Below are 17,971 nucleotides of genomic sequence, written 5' to 3'. Positions count from 1 at the left end.
CGACCGCTGAAAGGACGTGCGCGTGGCCCTCCACGAAGACGTCGGCCCCATCCTCAACGGCATCCCGACGCACCTGCCGGACATCGACCCGAGCGAGACCGACGAGTGGCTCGCCAGCCTCGACGCCGTCATCGACGGCCCGGGACGGATGCGCGCCCGCTACCTCATGCTCCGCCTGCTCGAGCGGGCCCGGTCGATGCAGGTCGGCGTCCCGTCGCTGACGACGACCGACTACGTCAACACGATCGGCCCGGAGCAGGAGCCGTGGTTCCCCGGCGACGAGGACACCGAGCGCCGTTTCCGCGCCCTCCTGCGCTGGAACGCCGCGATGGTCGTGCACCGCGCGCAGAAGCCGGGCATCGGCGTCGGCGGCCACATCTCGACGTACGCGTCGGCCGCGACGCTCTACGAGGTGGGCATGAACCACTTCTTCCGCGGCAAGGACCACCCGGGCGGCGGCGACCACGTCTTCTTCCAGGGCCACGCCTCCCCCGGCATGTACGCCCGCGCCTTCCTCGAGGGCCGGATCAGCGCCGACCGCCTCGACGGGTTCCGCCAGGAGCACAGCCACGTCGTCGACGGCTCGCCGCTCGCGCTGCCCAGCTACCCGCACCCGCGCCTCATGTCGGACTTCTGGGAGTTCCCGACGGTGTCGATGGGCCTCGGCCCGATGAACGCCATCTACCAGGCGCAGTTCGACAAGTACCTGCACAACCGCGGCATCAAGGACACGAGCCAGCAGCACACGTGGGCCTTCCTCGGCGACGGCGAGATGGACGAGCCCGAGTCGCGGGGCGCCCTGCAGATCGCGGCGCAGGAGGAGCTCGACAACCTCACGTTCGTCGTCAACTGCAACCTCCAGCGGCTCGACGGCCCGGTGCGCGGCAACGGCAAGATCGTCCAGGAGCTCGAGGCGTTCTTCCGCGGCGCCGGCTGGAACGTCATCAAGGTCGTGTGGGGCCGCGGCTGGGACCCGCTGCTCGCCGCCGACGGCGACGGCGCCCTCGTCCACCTCATGAACTCGACGTCGGACGGCGACTACCAGACCTTCCGCGCCAACGACGGCAAGTACGTCCGCGACCACTTCTTCGCGCGCGACCCGCGCACCCGCAAGATGGTCGCCGACTGGTCCGACGAGGACATCTGGTGGAAGCTCAAGCGCGGCGGCCACGACTACCGCAAGGTGTACGCCGCCTACAAGGCCGCGGTCGAGCACACCGGCCAGCCGACCGTCATCCTCGCGAAGACGATCAAGGGCTACGGCCTCGGCACCTCGTTCGCCGGCCGCAACGCGACGCACCAGATGAAGAAGTTCACGCTCGACGACCTCAAGAAGCTGCGTGACTCGCTGAACATCCCGGTCAGCGACGAGCAGCTCGAGAAGGACCCGTACAACGCGCCGTACTTCCACCCGGGCGCCGACGACGAGGTCATCCAGTACGCGATGGAGCGCCGCGCCAAGCTCGGTGGCGGTGTGCCGGAGCGGCGTTCGACGCACGTCCCGATCCACCTGCCCGACGACTCCGCCTACGGCCAGGTCAAGAAGGGCTCCGGCAAGCAGCAGGTCGCGACGACGATGGCGTTCGTCCGGCTGCTCAAGGACCTCATGCGCGACAAGGAGTTCGGCAAGCGGATCGTGCCGATCATCCCCGACGAGGCGCGCACCTTCGGGATGGACAGCTTCTTCTCGACGATCAAGATCTACAACCCGCACGGGCAGCGCTACACGCCGGTCGACGCGGAGCTGATGCTCGCCTACCGCGAGGCCAAGGACGGCCAGATCCTCCACCTCGGCATCAACGAGGGCGGCTCGATGGCAGCGTTCACGGCCTCCGGCACGTCGTACGCGACGCACGGCGAGCCGATGATCCCGATCTACGTCTTCTACTCGATGTTCGGCTTCCAGCGCACCGGTGACTCGGTGTGGGCCGCGGCCGACCAGATGACGCGCGGCTTCCTCATCGGGGCCACCGCCGGCCGCACGACGCTGACCGGCGAGGGCCTCCAGCACGCCGACGGCCACAGCCCGCTGCTCGCGGCGACCAACCCCGCCGTCGTGCACTACGACCCGGCGTTCGCGTACGAGATCGCGCACATCGTCCAGGACGGTCTGCACCGGATGTACGGCACGGACGAGTCGCTGACCGACGACCAGCGCAACGTCATCTACTACCTGACGGTCTACAACGAGCCGATGGCGCAGCCGGCCGAGCCCGAGAACCTCGACCGCGAGGGCCTGCTCAAGGGCATGTACCTCTACGCCGAGGGCTCGACCGAGGGCATCGGCGACGACGCCCCCCGCGTGCAGCTGCTCGCGTCGGGTGTCGGGATGCCGTGGGCGCTCGAGGCGCAGGAGCTGCTGCGCAACGACTGGCACGTCGCGGCCGACGTGTGGTCGGTGACGTCGTGGAACGAGCTGCGGCGTGACGGGCTCCGGTGCGACGAGGCGAAGTTCCTGCACCCGGAGCAGGAGGCGCCCACCCCGTGGGTGACCTCGCAGCTGTCCGGGCGCCAGGGCCCGGTCCTCGCGGTGTCCGACTACATGCGGGCCGTCCAGGACCAGATCGCGCAGTGGGTGCCCGGCGACTTCTCGTCGCTCGGCGCCGACGGCTTCGGCTTCTCCGACACCCGCCCCGCGGCGCGGCGCTACTTCCACATCGACGGCCCGTCGATGGCGGTGCGCGCCCTCCAGGTGCTCGCCGAGCGCGGCGAGGTCGAGGCGTCGGTGCCGGCCGAGGCCGCCAAGCGCTACCGGCTGCACGACGTGACCGCCGGCGCGTCCGGCAACGAGGGCGGCGACAGCTGACCGCCCACCCCGTCGAGTGAACAGGACACGCCGCCCGCGCACCGTCGCGGGCGGCGTGTTCTCTACTCTCGACGGGTGAGCACCCCAGGAGCAGCCCGATGATCGTCGCCTTCAGCATCGCCCCCGCGAGCCCGGACGACACCGGCTCCTACGCCGAGGCCGTCGCGGAGGCGGTCGGCATCGTCCGCGCCTCCGGCCTCCCCCACGAGACGAACGCGATGTTCACCAACCTCGAGGGCGAGTGGGACGAGGTGTTCGCCGTCCTCAAGCGGTGCACCGAGGCGATGACCGCGCGCCACCCGCGCGTCTCGCTCGTCGTCAAGGCCGACATCCGGCCCGGGCACACGGGGATGCTCACCTCGAAGGTGCAGCGCATCGACGAGGTGCTCGGCGAGGGCTGAGCCCCACCGCTGGTCCCGCCCGAGCGGACGCCGCTCAGGCCGGGGTGGTGGTCAGCGCGGCGGCCGCCTCGACCCAGCGGGTGGCCTCGGCGAGGCTCGGCGTCGTGCCGAGCGCCCGCCGGGGCTTCGCGGCCACCCGGTAGCGCTCGACGAGGTCCGCCGGGTCGGCGGCCGCGAGCGCCGCGACGTCGGTGACACCGGCGTCGTGCAGCACCGCGGCGTTCGTCCGGTCGACCCCGGGGACGCCGAGCAGCCCGGCGAGCACGGTGAACCGGCCGAGCTCCTCGCGGTCGACGCCGAGCAGGCTGACGAGGCTCGCCGAGGCGGTCGCGCGGGTCGCCAGCCGGGCGAACCCGCTCGTCGTCGTCACGTGCGCCCCGCGCAGCGTCGCCACCTGGGCGTCGGTCAGCCCGTCGATGTCCTCGACCGGACGCTCGACGACCGGCGCGGCCACGACCTCGTCCGGCGGCGGCTTGGGGACCGGGACGACGGTCATCGAGACGGTCGAGAGCGCGGCCGCGTTGACCTGGTCACCGGGGCGCACGAACTGGAAGCCGATGGTCCCGACGGCGGTGACGTCGACGTGCACCTTGGACTCCAGGGTGAACTCGCGCACGGCGAAGTTCGACGTGCCGTTGCCCATCGTCCCGAGGCGCTCGGCGATGCCGTCGAGCGCGTGCTGCAACCCGTCGGCGAGGTCGTCGGACGAGCGCGGCGGGTCCGCGAGCGCGGCGAGCTTCGCCTCGAGGGCGGCGTTCTCGGCGCGGGCCGAGGCCAGCTCGCCGCGGAGGGCGTCGACGATCTTCTCGAGGTTCTCCCCGGACGCGGCGGGGTCGGCGCCCGTGACCGGCGTGAAGACACCGGTGATGCCGTCGACCGTGACGAGGCGGTCGACGCCGATGCGGTCGAGGGCCGGGAGCCGGCCGGGGTCGAGCGTCGTGCGGACCTGGGGTGGGGTCATGGCGACGGGCGTCCTTCCTCGGTCGCCGGGAGCGGGGTCGGGGCGACGCGCTGGGGGGTCAGGGTGAGCCGGACGCGGGTGCCGGCGGCGGAGCGGTAGCCGTAGACGCCGACGGTCACGGGGTTGACCGTCCGGCACAGCAGGCGCGTGCGGGCCGGGCCACCGTCGTCCGACGCGACGCGGACGGCCTCGGTCGAGAGCTCGAGGTCGACCGACGCCTCGTCGAACGCGTACCAGAGCGGCGGGAGGGCGAGGCTGCCCGGCGCGGCGGCCGCGTACTCCGCGGCCCGGGCGCGGGCGTGCTCGTCGAGGAGGTCCTGCGCCTCGACGACGGCGGTGACCGTGCCCGCGAGGAGGGCACCCAGCTCGGTCTGCCGGGTGCCGCTCCCCGCGGTCGGCGAGGGGTCGCCGGTGGCCACGGTCAGAACGTGACGGTCGTGGACTCGGACACGATGCCCTTGCGGACGCTGACGACGACGTCGACCGGGGTGCGGTCGGCGGTCTCGTCGACGAAGGTCCGGGTCAGGAGGATCGTCAGCTGCCCGTCCCCGTCGGTCTGGTCGACGCCACCGACGTACTCCCAGGCGACACCCGCCGAGTCGACAGCGAGCGTCTTGCCCGGGATGGGGTCGCCGTCGGCGTTCTCGTAGGTGATGACGACCTCCATCGTCCTCGACTCCGCCGGCGGCCCGCCCACGTCGGTGATCGGGCCGGCGTCGATGCTGATCGACGGCCCGACGACCGCCTGGCGCGGGCGCGGCACCCCGATGTCGTGGCGCGGCTCGAGGATGGCGTTCATCCGCAGGAGGCCGACCGAGCTCTCGGAGCGGTAGCGCGTGTCGACGTGCGCCTGCGAGGAGTCGTACTGGAAGTTGTTGTAGCCGCCTCCGAAGATCAGGCCGATGCCGGCCTGTCCGTGCGAGTCGGTGTTGCTGTGCACGTAGCTGTCGCTCGACTGCGTCGTCGCGAACTGCGACGCCGAGAAGCGGCCCTGGAGGCGCACCTGCTTCCACTCGTAGAGGACGGGGTCGACGACGTCGATGAGCGGCAGCTTCTGGGTGAAGGTCTGCGCGCCCGTCACGGTGCCGGCGTCGTCGTACTCGACCTCCTGGACCGCGATGACGTCGACGAGCGTCTGCGACAGCGCGGACGTGGTGTCCGCCGCGGTCTTGTTGAGCTCCTGCTGCGTGCTGGCGACGGCCTGCCCGGTGAGCCGGACGAGGTCGCCGAAGGCCATACCGGCGGTGTTGAGCTGACCGCTCACGTCGGTGTCTGCCATGGGACTCTCCTTCTCTCAGATCGTGAGCGCGTAGCTCTGGCTCATCGCGCCGAGCCGGGCGACGAGGGTGACGCGGGCGCCGGCGGCGCCGGCGTTCGGGACGTTGCGGGTGACGGTGACGAGCACCTGGCCCTCCGCGTTCGTGCTGTTGCCGGTGAACGGCGCGGTGGTCGAGAAGCTGGTGCGCAGCCTCCCGGCCTCGATCCGCAGCGGCACACCGGGGTTGACGTCGCCACCGGCCTTGCGCACCGTGACGACGACGTCGACCGAGCGGTTGACGCCCGCGCCGGCGACGGCGGTCTCCTTGACCGGCCCCTGCGAGAAGACGATCTGCGGGCCGATGGCGACCTGGCTGGGCACCGGCAGCTTGCCGGTCGTGCGCGGGCCGAGGATGGCATCCAGCCGCACCTCGCCGGAGGACCAGCTGGCCTCCTGCTCGTGCGAGGTCCGCACGTCCTGGGTGTTCTCGTACCCGTACTCGTAGTTGACCCCGAGGAAGCCCCAGAACAGGCCCGCTCCCCCGATCCCGCCGCCGGACTGCTTGGCGCTGAAGGTCAGCCCGTCGCTCTCGTTGAACGCCCCGCACGAGAGGTCCATCGAGAGGGCGACGCGCTTCCACTCGTGGACGGTCGGCATGAAGAAGTTGAGGACCGAGAGGTCGGTGCTCACGAGCTCGGTGTCGGCGGCGACGGGGAGGCCGTCGTCGTCGAGGTGCTGGATGACGTCCGTGACGACGGTGATGTTCGTGTCGGCGAGCTCGTTGACGGTGTCGATGACGCCCTGGTCGAGCGCGGCCTGCGAGTCGGCGACGCCGATGCCGATGGACTTCAGGACGTCGCCGAAGGTGGGCGCGACGGCCCGGAGCTGGCCGCTGACGTCGGCGGCCGCGACCCCGGCCCCGAGGCCGGCGGGTGCGCCGAGGCCGGCGAGGGCCGCGGCGGGGGCGGGGACGACGGGCGCCGCGGTGCGCGGCGCCGGGGTCACCGGGACGGTGGTCGTGGGTTCGCGCTCGGGCGTGCGGGCCCGGGCGGCCGTCTTCGCCGGACGGCGGCGGGTGGTGCTGGCCATGGTGGCTCTCCTTGCGGTGGGTGGGGTGCGGTCAGCCCGCGGGCCACGTCCTGACGACGAGGGCGTAGGGCTGCGGCCCCTGGGGGATGTTCGCGCCGTGGACGGCGAGCACCCAGGTGCCGCCGGCCAGCCCGTCGACGTCGACGACCTCGACCGTGTTCACGCGGTCGGGGACGCCGGGCCGGTCGGGTCGGCCGGGCTCGTGGTTGCCGTGGACCGGCGGCGACGCAGGGAGGGGTCCGGTGAGCGAGAGGTCGAGGTCGCAGACGAGGCGCTCCCCCGGGAGGTCGTACCAGCACAGGGCGGCCCGGAGCCGGCCCCCGTCGGGGACGCGCACCCTGAAGCCACGCGTCCCGCCGGTCCGCAGCGCCTTGGAGGTGGTGGCGTTCTCGAGGATGCGCACCTCGCTGCCGTCGGCCGGCCGGGGCAGCGACCCGTCGACGTCGACGCGGCCGAAGCCGCACCAGCGCGGGTCCTCCGGGCGGGAGCCGTCGCGGCTGCGGACGGTCGTCGCCCCGACGACGAGCAGCGCCTTGAGCGTCGCCCCCGCCGGTGCGTGGCCGCCCCGCTCCCGGCGCCAGCCTTGGCGCACGAGGGCGACGGCGCCCGCGGCGGCGGCCACGGCGGCGCTCGTCCCGCCGTCGACGACGTAGTGCGGTGCGGGAGAGGCCAGCCCCCAGCCGCGGCCGGTGGCGACGGTCGAGCGGGGTCCGACGAGGTTGGTGCCCGGTGCACAGAGGTCGGGCTTGCGCCGGCCGTCCCGCGTGGGCCCGGCGGCGGACAGCGGAGCCATCCGGTCGGGCTGCCCGCTCGTGGCGTCGGCGCGGTCGCGGGGGTCGGCGAAGCGCCGGCCCTCGGTCTGCAGCCGGTCCCACGTGCCGGGGAACCCGTTCGGCGTCGACCCCTCGGTGGCCCCCACGGCGAGGACGTTCTTGGCGCAGGCCGGCGACTCGACGGACCCGGGGTCCGCGACCCGGTCGCCGCCCCGGTCGGACCCTCCGTTGCCCGCCGCGACGAGGAGCACGGTGTCGGGGTGCTCGTGGAGGAAGAGGTCGGCCTCGTACGCGTCGTTGTCGTAGGCGCCCCCGGCGGGTGTCCCCCAGGCGGCGACGTGGATGCGGGCGCCGCGCCTGCGTCCGTCGTCGAAGAGCTCGCGCAGGTCGGTCGGACGCCCGGCGAGGGCGTGCCGTGACGGGCCGACCTCGGGGTGCCCCGGCGCGACGGCGACGAACTGCTCGATCGCCTCGACGACGACCTCGACCCCGGGGGCGACGCCGCGGTTGCGTCCGCCGCTCTGCGCGCCGTCGCCGGCCACGACGCCCGTGACGAACGTGCCGTGGCCGCTCGCGACGTCGGCGGGGCCGTCGTCCGCGCCGGGGTTGGTGACGTACGGCGTCCACGAGGGGCCGAGGGGCCAGGAGCGCAGGTGGCGCAGCCGCCCGCGCAGGTCGGCGACCGCCGTGCGGGGGTCGCCCGTGTCGAACCCGGTGTCGCACACCGCCACGACCTCGCCGTCACCGTCGAGGTCGTCACGCCATCCGCCGGCCGCGGCCCACCCGAGGTCGGGGGCGAGGCCGGCGGTGGCGGTGCGCGGCAGGCGGGGCCGCTCGACGAGCTTGACGCCGACGAGGGCCCGCACCGGCGCGGGGTCCCCCGGCCACTCGATGCGCACCTTGCTGCGTCCCTGGTCGAGGACCGTCGCCCCCAGCTCGCGCAGCCGGGCCACGACGAGGGGGCGCACGGAGTGCGAGAAGCACACGACGTCGAGCCAGGTCCGCCCGGGCCCGTCGTCCGGCGGGGTGAGTGGCCTGCGGCACAGCGCCTCGTCGTACGGGACGAACCCGCTGACGAACGGCAGGCGGCCGACGGCCTCGGCGGTCCGGTCGCGCCGGACCGTGAGGCAGGCCCCCCGCGGCGGGCACCAGAAGGCGACCTCGGCGCCGGCCCGCCGCAGCGCCGGGACCCAGTGCCCCAGCACGGGTCCGCTGAAGCGGGCCACGACGCGCGGACCGCTCCCGCGCCGCCGGGCGCCGTCGGGGACCTCGACGGGGACGCCGTTGACGTGGACCGCTGGGGGTCGGTGAGGGGTGGCCACGACGGGAGGAGCACCGGACCGGGCTCCGTGATACGAGTTTGGATGTATGCAGAAGTCTGTATATCCTTGCACCATGTCCAAGGTCCTCACCTCCCTCCCCGTCGGCGAGCGCGTCGGCATCGCCTTCTCCGGGGGTCTCGACACCTCCGTCGCGGTCGCGTGGATGCGCGACAAGGGGGCGGTGCCCTGCACCTACACCGCCGACCTCGGCCAGTACGACGAGCCCGAGATCGACACCGTCCCCGACCGCGCCGGCCAGTACGGCGCCGAGGTCGCGCGCCTCGTCGACTGCCGGGCCGCGCTCGTCGAGGAGGGCCTGTCGGCCATCGCCTGCGGCGCGTTCCACATCCGCACCGGCGGGCGCACGTACTTCAACACGACGCCGCTCGGCCGGGCCGTGACCGGCACGCTGCTCGTGCGCGCGATGCAGGCCGACGACGTCGAGATCTGGGGCGACGGGTCGACCTTCAAGGGCAACGACATCGAGCGCTTCTACCGCTACGGGCTGCTCGCCAACCCCAACCTGCGGGTCTACAAGCCGTGGCTCGACGCCGACTTCGTCCACGAGCTCGGCGGGCGGCACGAGATGAGCGCCTGGCTGACCGAGCGCGACCTGCCCTACCGGCAGAGCCAGGAGAAGGCGTACTCGACGGACGCCAACATCTGGGGAGCGACCCACGAGGCGAAGACGCTCGAGCACCTCGAGGAGTCGATGGAGGTCGTCGAGCCGATCATGGGCGTCCGCTTCTGGGACCCCGCCGTCGCCATCGAGAGCGAGGACGTGACCATCGCGTTCGTCGAGGGCCGCCCGGTCGCGATCAACGGCAAGGCGCTCGACCCCGTCGCGCTCGTGCACGAGGCCAACACCATCGGCGGCCGGCACGGCATCGGGATGTCGGACCAGATCGAGAACCGCATCATCGAGGCGAAGTCGCGCGGCATCTACGAGGCCCCCGGCATGGCGCTGCTGCACATCGCCTACGAGCGGCTGCTCAACGCCGTGCACAACGAGGACACGATCGCGAACTACCACAACGAGGGTCGCCGCCTCGGCCGGCTGCTGTACGAGGGCCGCTGGCTCGACCCGCAGAGCCTCATGCTCCGCGAGGCCATCCAGCGCTGGATCGCCTCCGTCGTCACCGGCCAGGTCACCCTGCGGCTGCGGCGCGGCGAGGACTACTCCATCGTCGACACCCGCGGCGAGAACTTCAGCTACCACCCGGACAAGCTGTCGATGGAGCGCGTCGAGAACGCCGCCTTCGGCCCGCAGGACCGGATCGGGCAGCTGACGATGCGCAACCTCGACATCGCCGACAGCCGCGCCAAGCTCGAGCTCTACGCCGAGCAGCCGAACGACCAGGGCCAGCTGCTCGTCGAGAACGGCACCCTGTTCGGCGAGCTGCCCGCCGGCGGCTACGACCGCATCACCGACAACCCGCAGGCCTCGGGCGACGCCGAGCAGGCGCTCGACCACGCGGCGATGGAGTCCGGCACCGACTGACGCCCCACCCGCCTCGACATTTCGGGGTCACCCCGAAATGTCCGCGAGACCCCGGATCCGTTCCGGGGTCTCGCGGACGTTCCGGGGTCTCGGGCCGTCGGTGTCCACCGGCCGCGGCCCGGGACGTCGCCTGCCGCTCCTTGTCCGGGCCGCACAAATAGACTCACCGCGTGCCGCCCACCGCCTCGCAGGACACCCGCACCCGGGTCAGCCGCGCCGCCGGTGACCTCGGGGCGGCCGCGGTCCGGCAGATGGAGACCGACCACGAGTGGTTCCGCGCCCTGAGCGCCGAGAACCGCTCGTGGGTCGGGCTCGTGGCGCAGGCGGGCATCACGAGCTTCATCGACTGGTTCGGCGGCGACCAGGAGCGCGCGCCGGCCACGGCCGACGTCTTCGGCACCGCCCCGCGCGAGCTGACCCGCTCGATCAGCCTCGCACAGACCCTCGACCTCCTCCGGACGAGCATCGGCGTCGTGGAGCGCGAGATCGCCGGCATCGCCGCCCCCGGCGAGGGCGACCTCGCCCGCGAGGCCGTCCTGCGCTACAGCCGCGAGGTCGCCTTCGCCGCGGCCGAGGTCTACGCCGAGGCTGCCGAGGCGCGCGGCGCGTGGGACGCCCGGCTGGAGTCCCTCGTCGTGGACGCCGTGATCCGCGGCGAGGCGGACGAGTCGATGCAGTCGCGGGCCGCGGCGCTCGGCTGGGGCGCGGTGAGCGGCGTCGCGGTCGTCGTCGGCTCGACACCGTCGGGCGCGACCGGACCGGTGCTCGGCGAGCTGCACCGCACGGCCCGCCGCCGCGGGGTGGAGCTGCTCGTGGCCATCCACGGCCCGCGGGTGGTGTGCATCGGCGGCGGCGTCGTCGACCCCGTCGCCCTCGCCGAGACCCTCGACCCGCACCTCGGCGACGGCCCCCTCGTCGTCGGCCCGACGGTCCCCCACCTCTTCGCCGCCGGGCGCTCGGCCCGGGCCGCGATCTCCGGCCACACCGCCGCGCCCGCGTGGCCGGCCGCGCCCCGCCCGGTCCTCGCCGACGACCTCCTCGGCGAACGCGCCCTCCTCGGCGACCTCCCGGCCCGCAACGCCCTCACCGCCCGGATCGTGCGCCCGCTGCTCGAGGCGAGCGGTGGCTCGCTGCTCGAGACCGCGCAGGCGTGGCTCGACGGGGGCCTCGGGGTCGAGGGCACCGCGCGGGCGCTCATCGTCCACCCGAACACCGTGCGCTACCGGCTCCAGGGCATCGCCAAGGCCACCGGCTACGACCTGACCGACGCCCACGACGCCCAGACGGTGCGGCTCGCCCTGGCCTTCCACCGCCTCGGCCCGGCCGCCCGCACCGCCCCGCGTCCCTGAGGCCCCGCTGACAGAGATTGTGGGGATCCCACAAAAGGCGCCCGACAGGTTCGTCCCCGCCCGTCCCGGGCCGCGACCCCGCCGGATAGCAGGCTGGGGCACGTGATCATCATCGTCTGCCCCGGTCAGGGCTCCCAGACCCCGGGCTTCCTCGCCCCGTGGCTCGAGCTGCCCGGTGCCCGCGAGCACCTCACCGCCCTGTCGGATGCCGCCGGTGTCGACCTCGTCGCCCACGGCACGACCTCGGACGAGGACACGATCAAGGACACCGCGGTCGCCCAGCCCCTCCTCGTCGGTGCCGGCCTCCTCGCCGTGCGCGCCCTCGGCGGAACCAGCCGCGTCGGCGCGCTCGCCGGCCACTCCGTCGGCGAGATCACCGCGGCCGCCGCGGCCGGGGTCCTCGCCGAGGACGACGCGATGCGCCTCGTCGCCCTGCGCGGGCGCGAGATGGCGCAGGCCAGCGCCGCGACCCCCACGGGGATGAGCGCGGTCGTCGGCGGGGACCCGACCGAGGTCCTCGCGGCCATCGAGTCGCACGGCCTCACGCCGGCCAACGTCAACGCCGCCGGCCAGGTCGTGGCCGCCGGCGAGCTCGACGCCCTGGCGGCCCTCGCCGCCGAGCCGCCCACGCGCGCCCGGGTCATCCCGCTCAAGGTCGCCGGCGCCTTCCACACCTCGTTCATGCAGCCCGCGGTCGACGCCCTGGCCAGCGCGGCCGGCGACCTGTCCCCCGCCGACGCCGCCGTGCCGCTGGTCTCCAACCGCGACGGCGAGGTCGTCACCGACGGCCACGAGGTCCTCGACCGGATCGTCGCCCAGGTCTCCAACCCGGTCCGCTGGGACCTCTGCTCCGACCGGTTCGCCAAGCTCGGCGTCACCGCGATCATCGAGCTGCCCCCGGCGGGCACGCTCGTCGGGCTCGCCAAGCGCGCCCTCAAGGGGGTCGAGCTGCTCGCGGTCAAGGGACCCGAGGACCTCGACGCCGCTCGCACCCTCATCGAGGAGCACTCCGCATGAGCCCCACCCCCAAGGGCACCGGCCACCTCACCGCCGGCCCGGTCACGCACTCCCGGATCGCCGGCATCGGCGGATACCGGCCGCGCCGGGTCGTCCCGAACAGCGAGCTCGTCGAGCGCATCGACTCCTCCGACGAGTGGATCCGCGAGCGCTCGGGCATCATCGAGCGCCGCTTCGCCGGCGAGGGCGAGTCGGTCATCGACATGTCCGTGTTCGCCGCCACCCCCGCGCTCGAGATGGCCGGCATCACCGGCGCCGACCTCGGTGCGGTCATCGTCGCGACGGTCAGCTGGCCCTACCAGACCCCCGCCGCCGCACCGCTGGTCGCCGAGCGCCTCGGGTCCACGGCTGCGGCGTTCGACATCTCGGCCGCGTGCGCCGGGTACTGCCACGGCATCTCGCTCGCCTCGGACATGGTCCGCACCGGCCAGGCCGAGCACGTGCTCGTCGTCGGCGTCGAGCGCCTCTCCGACTTCACCTCCCTCGACGACCGCGGCACCGCCTTCATCTTCGCGGACGGCGCCGGCGCCGCCGTCGTCAGCCGGTCCGACACCGTCGGCATCGGCCCGACCGTGTGGGGCTCGGACGGCGCGCAGTGGGAGGCCATCTCGCAGACCGAGTCCTGGATCGACGTCCACGAGAAGCAGCTCGGCTGGCCGCACATCGGGATGGCCGGCCAGACCGTCTTCCGCTGGGCGGTCTGGGGCATGGCCCCCGTGGCCCAGCAGGCGCTCGACGCCGCCGGCATCACCGCCGACCAGCTCGACGCGTTCATCCCCCACCAGGCCAACGTCCGCATCATCGACGCGATGGCCAAGAAGCTCGGGCTGCCCGCGGACCTCCCCATCGCCCGCGACATCGCCTACACCGGCAACACCTCCGCGGCCTCCGTGCCGCTGGCGATGGAACGGATGGTCCGCCACGGCGAGATCCCGAGCGGCGGCCTCGCGCTGCAGATCGGGTTCGGCGCGGGCCTGTCCTACGCGGCGCAGGTCGTCGTCATCCCCTGACTCCCGTGGGCCCACGGGTCACCCGGGCCGAAGCACCACCCCACCCACACCGAAGGAGACAGCACATGGCTGACCAGCAGGAGATCCTCAGCGGCCTCGCCGAGATCGTCAACGAGGAGACCGGCCTCGACCCGGCCGAGGTCCAGATGGACAAGTCCTTCACCGACGACCTCGACATCGACTCGCTGTCGATGATGACGATCGTCGTCAACGCCGAGGAGAAGTTCGGCGTCCGCATCCCCGACGACGAGGTCAAGAACCTCACGACGGTCGGCGACGCGGTCACGTTCATCCAGTCCAACCAGGGCTGACCCACCGGGCGCGGCCTCCCCGACCGGGAGGCCGCGCCGGTCCCCACCCGCACCCACAAGGAGCTGCAGCACCCATGAGCGAGCGTCGCGTCGTCGTCACCGGACTCGGTGCCACCACGCCCCTCGGCGGCACGATCGCCGAGACGTGGGAGGGCATCCTCGCCGGACGGTCCGGGGCCAAGCCCCTGCCCCAGGAGATGCTCGACCGGTACGAGATGCCGGTCCACTTCGCGTGCACCATCGCGCAGGACCCGCTCGAGGTCCTCACGAAGGTGCAGGTCCGCCGGATGGACCCGAGCGCGCAGTACGCCGTGATCGCCTCGCAGGCCGCCATGGAGGACGCCGGCTCGCCGGAGGTCGACCCGGAGCGCCTCGGCGTCGCGATCGGCACCGGCATCGGGGGCGTGTGGACGCTGCTCGACCAGTGGGACAACCTGCGCGAGAAGGGCGTCCGCCGCGTCTTCCCGCTCGCCGTGCCGATGCTCATGCCCAACACCTCCTCCGGCAACGTGTCGCTGCTGCTCGGCGCGCGCGCCGGTGCCCACACGACCGTCTCGGCCTGCGCGTCGGGTGCGGAGTCGATGGGCACCGCCTACGACATGATCCGCGACGGCCGCGCCGACGTCGTCGTCGCCGGCGGCACGGAGGCCGCGACGCACCCCATCTGCTTCGCGGGCTTCGCCCAGATGCAGGCCCTCTCGACCCGCAACGACGACCCCGCCGGCGCCTCGCGCCCCTACGACACCGGCCGCGACGGCTTCGTCATGGGCGAGGGCGCGGCCGTCATGGTCCTCGAGGAGTACGAGCACGCGAAGGCCCGCGGCGCGCGCATCTACGCCGAGTTCGCCTCGATCGGGATGTCCGCCGACGCCCACCACATCACCGCCCCCGAGCCCGAGGGCGCCGGCGCCTCCCGCGCGATGCGGGCCGCCGTCGAGCGGGCCGGGCTGACCGACAGCGACATCGTGCACATCAACGCGCACGCGACCTCGACCCCGGTCGGCGACGTGGCCGAGGCCAACGCCATCCGCCGCGCCTTCGGGTCCGCGGCCGACGCGATGCCGGTCAGCGCGACGAAGTCGATGACCGGGCACCTGCTCGGCGCGGCCGGCGCGCTCGAGGGCCTGCTCACGGTCCTCGCGGTGCACCACCGCACGGCGCCGGCGGCCATCAACGTCGAGAACCTCGACCCGCAGATCGACCTCGACGTCATCCGCGGCGAGCACCGCACCCTGCCCGACGGCGACATCGCGGCGCTCAACAACTCCTTCGGGTTCGGCGGCCACAACGTCGCGCTCGTCGTCAAGAGCATCTGAGCCACAGCCGAAACGCCCCCGGACCGACCAGGTCCGGGGGCGTTCGCCGCGCTCGGGGGTGCCGGCTACACCGCAGTACGTGTCGTTCCAGCGACACTTACTGCGGTGTAGCACGGGATGAGCGTCAGCCGACCTTGTGCAGCCAGCGGACCGGCGCGCCCTCGCCGGCGTAGCGGAACGGCTCGAGCTCCTCGTCCCACTCGAGCCCGAGCAGCTCCTCGATCATCTCCTGCATCGCCTCGGGGCTGCCCTGGGCGAGGACGACGACCTCGCGCAGCCGGTCCTCGTTGACGACCGCGTCGCCGTTGGCCGAGGTCCACGTGTGGTGGATGCCGAGGCGGGGGGTGTGCGACCAGCGCGAGCCGTCGGAGCCGGGGCTCGGCTCCTCGGTCACCTCGTAGCGCAGGTGCTCCCAGCCGCGCAGCGCCGACGCGATGCGGGCGCCGCTGCCGGCCTCGCCGGCCCAGCTGAGCTCGCCACGGACCATCCCGGGAGCGGCCGGCTGGGCGGTCCAGTCCACGCTGACGCGGACGCCGAGGACTCCCTCGATCGCCCAGATCACGTGCGGGCACAGCGCCTTGGGCGTGGAGTGGACGTAGACCACTCCACGCGTGGTGGCGCGCTGCATCGCTGACATCCCGGTCTCCTTGTCGTGCGGTGGACGTCTTCCCCAACGTCGCCGCCCGAGCCGTGGGCCGGTTCGTGCCGTGTCGTGCGTCTGCGGGCACGCCACGCGTGCCGGTTGTCTGCGGCCAGTCTGCCCCACGCGACGCACCCGCACCAGAGATCACACGGATTCGTGGTGCGGGTGCGCCGGGCGCGGTGGCCCGTCAGACCGTCGTCGCGCCCGAGGTCGTCGTGCTGCTCGTACCGTTGGCGTCGCTCGGGTCGCTCGAGCCGGTGCCCTGCCCGCCGCCGGTGCCCTGCCCGCCGCCGGGCATCCCGCCCGGGCCGCCGTGCTCCTCGGTGCCGGTGACGGCGAACTGCGCCGAGACCAGCACGTCGACACGGCCGGCGTCGGACGTGACGGTCACCTCGTAGCTGCCGTCGGACAGGGCGCGGACGCCGCTGACCGTCCCGCCGTCGACGGCCCCCTGCGCCGCCGCGACCGCCTTGCTCGCGGCCTCGGCCGTCAGCGTGCCGCCCTCATCCATCATGCCTCCGCGGCCTCCGTCGGGCATGCCGCGGCCGCCGGCCTGACCTCCGTCGGGCAGGGTTCCGCTCGACGAGCCCCCGCCGTTCGCGTCGGCGCCGGTGCCGGGCGAGGCCGACGCGGACGCCGACGGCGCGGCGGTGCTCGTCGTCGTGTCGGCCGCCCCGGCGAGCGAGGCGCCGGTGAGGCCGAGCGCGACGGCGGCGGCGATACCGACCCCGCCGATCGCGAGGGTCCTGGTCTGTCGGTCCATGGGGTGCTCCTTCATCGTGGGGACCATCTGTTCCCACGGTCACGGGCCGGGCTGTGCCGCACCTGTCGCCGCAACGTCCCTGCCCTGTGTCCTCACGGCCGCCCACCGCCGACGGGGCGACGGCGTGCCGCCGCTAGGCTCGGCGCACCCGTGGCCGACGCGTCACGGCCAGGGGCGTTAGCTCAGTCGGTCAGAGCAGCGGACTCATAATCCGTCGGTCGTCGGTTCAAGCCCGACACGCCCCACCACGCTGCGCGGATGCACCGGCCACGCTGCCCTGACGCCCTCGCGGCGCCCCCGCTGGCGCGAGAGGTGGGGCGATCACCCCACCTCCGACGCCACGTGTGCCACCACCACTGCCACCGCGGGCATCGGCGTCAGCCGGACGGCGGCGGGTGGCCGGTCAGGGGTCCGAGGCTCGTGAGGGAGGAGACGGCGGGCTCGAGCCGAGCCACGAGGTGGCTCTCGCGCAGGACGTCCTCGGCGGGAGCGATGACCGCGAGGTCGGTGAACGCGGTGTCGCTGAGGACGTGCTCGAGCACACCGGCGCACGACGCCGACGCGAGCACCGCCTCGTCACGTGCCTCGGCCGGGGTCGCGCCGGCGACGACGGCGAGCAGGTGACGACGGAGCGGCTGGACGACCTCACGTCGGGGGCGGCAGCGCGGTGACCTCCACCGGCGCACCCCGCGCGGCACGGCCAGCGCTGCCCCGCGCCGGACGACATCGGTCCCCAGCCGGTCCCACAAGTCCGGGCCGATGGCGTCGAGCGCCTGCACGACCGGTACCGGTCCGGGGCCGGACACCGCCATCGCGGCGCCCCACGACGCGACGAGACCGTCGTCCCCGGCGCCGGCCGTGGGTCCCGGTCGGACCGCGGCACCCCCGGGGCCGTCGACCCATTCGGCCGCACCGCTCGCCACGACGTCGCAGAGCGCGGCGGCGCGGGCCGCGGTGACGACGGCGTGGTGGCGCGGACGCAGCCACTGCTCGTCCTGGCCGAGCAGCCAGACCACGAGCGCGGCCGGCAGGTCATCCACGGCCCCACCCTCCCGGACCCGGTCGCCGAGAGGCGGCCGCGTGTCGTCGCCGCCTACGATCTCGCCTCCGCCCTGGACTCGCGCCGGTTGCGCAGGGCCACCTCCACCGCGGCCCCGACGACCAGCAGCTCGGCGACGACCGCCGCCGCGACCCACCACCCCCGGTGCTCGTGCGTCGCCTCGATGACCTTCAGTGAGCTGAGCAGCAGGCCGACCTGGATGAGCCCCAGTGACAGCCACCGGCGGCGTCGTCGCTCCACCGCGTCGTGCACGTCCGACGTCATCGCTCCACCCCCGTCGCTCCCCGGCCGCGGTCCCCGGGGCCCTTCCGCCCGGCGAGTCTGGTGCCGGCCCCCGCACGCGTCAACCCGGCCCGGTCGGGGTAGCACCGGGATGACGCATCCGCGCCGT

17 protein-coding genes and 1 tRNA gene are annotated in these 17,971 nt (G+C 73.7%); 9 read left to right on the top strand and 9 right to left on the bottom strand.

Going from position 1 to position 17,971, the window contains the following annotated elements:
- Window positions 1–22: 22 nt before the first annotated feature.
- Both aceE and J3473_RS15745 read left to right on the top strand, forming a co-directional pair.
- Window positions 23–2,806, top strand: a complete 2,784-nt coding sequence (gene aceE, locus J3473_RS15750) for a pyruvate dehydrogenase (acetyl-transferring), homodimeric type (protein ID WP_207024862.1) — start codon at window positions 23–25, stop codon at window positions 2,804–2,806.
- 98 nt (window positions 2,807–2,904) lie between these two features.
- On the top strand, window positions 2,905–3,207 hold the full coding sequence (locus J3473_RS15745) for a thiamine-binding protein (protein ID WP_207024861.1): 303 nt from the start codon (window positions 2,905–2,907) through the stop codon (window positions 3,205–3,207).
- 34 nt (window positions 3,208–3,241) lie between these two features.
- Here the strand turns inward: J3473_RS15745 and J3473_RS15740 are convergent, their stop codons facing one another.
- From J3473_RS15740 to J3473_RS15720, 5 genes are read right to left on the bottom strand one after another with little or no spacing between them, the layout of a single operon-like run.
- Window positions 3,242–4,168: a DUF4332 domain-containing protein gene (locus J3473_RS15740; protein ID WP_207024860.1), complete on the bottom strand. Its 927-nt coding sequence runs from the start codon at window positions 4,166–4,168 to the stop codon at window positions 3,242–3,244.
- Window positions 4,165–4,587, bottom strand: coding sequence for a hypothetical protein (locus tag J3473_RS15735; RefSeq protein ID WP_207024859.1), 423 nt, complete (start codon window positions 4,585–4,587; stop codon window positions 4,165–4,167). The genes J3473_RS15740 and J3473_RS15735 overlap by 4 nt, the downstream gene beginning before the upstream one ends.
- A gap of 2 nt (window positions 4,588–4,589) precedes the next feature.
- Complete coding sequence (locus J3473_RS15730) at window positions 4,590–5,447, bottom strand: hypothetical protein (RefSeq protein WP_207024858.1); 858 nt, start codon at window positions 5,445–5,447, stop codon at window positions 4,590–4,592.
- Window positions 5,448–5,462: 15 nt separating this feature from the next.
- Complete coding sequence (locus J3473_RS15725) at window positions 5,463–6,515, bottom strand: hypothetical protein (protein WP_207024857.1); 1,053 nt, start codon at window positions 6,513–6,515, stop codon at window positions 5,463–5,465.
- A gap of 31 nt (window positions 6,516–6,546) precedes the next feature.
- Window positions 6,547–8,610 (bottom strand): S8 family serine peptidase, encoded by a 2,064-nt coding sequence (locus tag J3473_RS15720; RefSeq protein ID WP_207024856.1) that lies wholly within the window; start codon window positions 8,608–8,610, stop codon window positions 6,547–6,549.
- Between the two features lie 73 nt (window positions 8,611–8,683).
- Here J3473_RS15720 and argG point away from each other — a divergent pair, with 73 nt between their 5' ends.
- From argG to fabF, 6 genes are all read left to right on the top strand, one after another.
- Window positions 8,684–10,111 carry an argininosuccinate synthase gene (gene argG / locus J3473_RS15715; RefSeq protein WP_207024855.1) on the top strand — a complete coding sequence of 476 codons (1,428 nt, stop codon included), beginning with the start codon at window positions 8,684–8,686 and terminating at the stop codon, window positions 10,109–10,111.
- Window positions 10,112–10,281: 170 nt separating this feature from the next.
- Window positions 10,282–11,460 carry a CdaR family transcriptional regulator gene (locus J3473_RS15710; RefSeq protein WP_242525910.1) on the top strand — a complete coding sequence of 393 codons (1,179 nt, stop codon included), beginning with the start codon at window positions 10,282–10,284 and terminating at the stop codon, window positions 11,458–11,460.
- A 102-nt stretch (window positions 11,461–11,562) separates the two neighbouring features.
- Window positions 11,563–12,477, top strand: coding sequence for an ACP S-malonyltransferase (locus J3473_RS15705; RefSeq protein ID WP_207024854.1), 915 nt, complete (start codon window positions 11,563–11,565; stop codon window positions 12,475–12,477).
- Window positions 12,474–13,487, top strand: a complete 1,014-nt coding sequence (locus J3473_RS15700; RefSeq protein WP_207024853.1) for a beta-ketoacyl-ACP synthase III — start codon at window positions 12,474–12,476, stop codon at window positions 13,485–13,487. Before J3473_RS15705 ends, J3473_RS15700 begins: the two co-directional genes overlap by 4 nt.
- A gap of 65 nt (window positions 13,488–13,552) precedes the next feature.
- Window positions 13,553–13,798: an acyl carrier protein gene (locus J3473_RS15695; protein WP_030529436.1), complete on the top strand. Its 246-nt coding sequence runs from the start codon at window positions 13,553–13,555 to the stop codon at window positions 13,796–13,798.
- 74 nt (window positions 13,799–13,872) lie between these two features.
- Window positions 13,873–15,114, top strand: a complete 1,242-nt coding sequence (gene fabF / locus J3473_RS15690; RefSeq protein WP_207024852.1) for a beta-ketoacyl-ACP synthase II — start codon at window positions 13,873–13,875, stop codon at window positions 15,112–15,114.
- A 124-nt stretch (window positions 15,115–15,238) separates the two neighbouring features.
- On the opposite strand, the gene J3473_RS15685 is transcribed toward fabF, so the two are convergent.
- On the bottom strand, window positions 15,239–15,751 hold the full coding sequence (locus J3473_RS15685; protein WP_207024851.1) for a DUF3145 domain-containing protein: 513 nt from the start codon (window positions 15,749–15,751) through the stop codon (window positions 15,239–15,241).
- 193 nt (window positions 15,752–15,944) lie between these two features.
- Entirely contained in the window at window positions 15,945–16,520 is a 576-nt protein-coding gene (locus J3473_RS15680) for a hypothetical protein (RefSeq protein ID WP_207024850.1), read from the bottom strand.
- A 171-nt stretch (window positions 16,521–16,691) separates the two neighbouring features.
- On the opposite strand from J3473_RS15680, the gene J3473_RS15675 reads away from it, so the two are divergent.
- Window positions 16,692–16,768: transfer RNA gene (locus tag J3473_RS15675), tRNA-Ile, on the top strand.
- A gap of 129 nt (window positions 16,769–16,897) precedes the next feature.
- Here the strand turns inward: J3473_RS15675 and J3473_RS15670 are convergent.
- Window positions 16,898–17,560: a hypothetical protein gene (locus J3473_RS15670; RefSeq protein WP_207024849.1), complete on the bottom strand. Its 663-nt coding sequence runs from the start codon at window positions 17,558–17,560 to the stop codon at window positions 16,898–16,900.
- Window positions 17,561–17,613: 53 nt separating this feature from the next.
- Window positions 17,614–17,844 (bottom strand): hypothetical protein, encoded by a 231-nt coding sequence (locus tag J3473_RS15665; RefSeq protein WP_207024848.1) that lies wholly within the window; start codon window positions 17,842–17,844, stop codon window positions 17,614–17,616.
- Window positions 17,845–17,971: the final 127 nt, after the last annotated feature.

This window comes from Phycicoccus sp. DTK01 (genome assembly GCF_017312765.1).
Classification (GTDB): domain Bacteria; phylum Actinomycetota; class Actinomycetes; order Actinomycetales; family Dermatophilaceae; genus Phycicoccus; species Phycicoccus jejuensis.
This window is presented reverse-complemented; position numbering and strand designations above follow the sequence as displayed.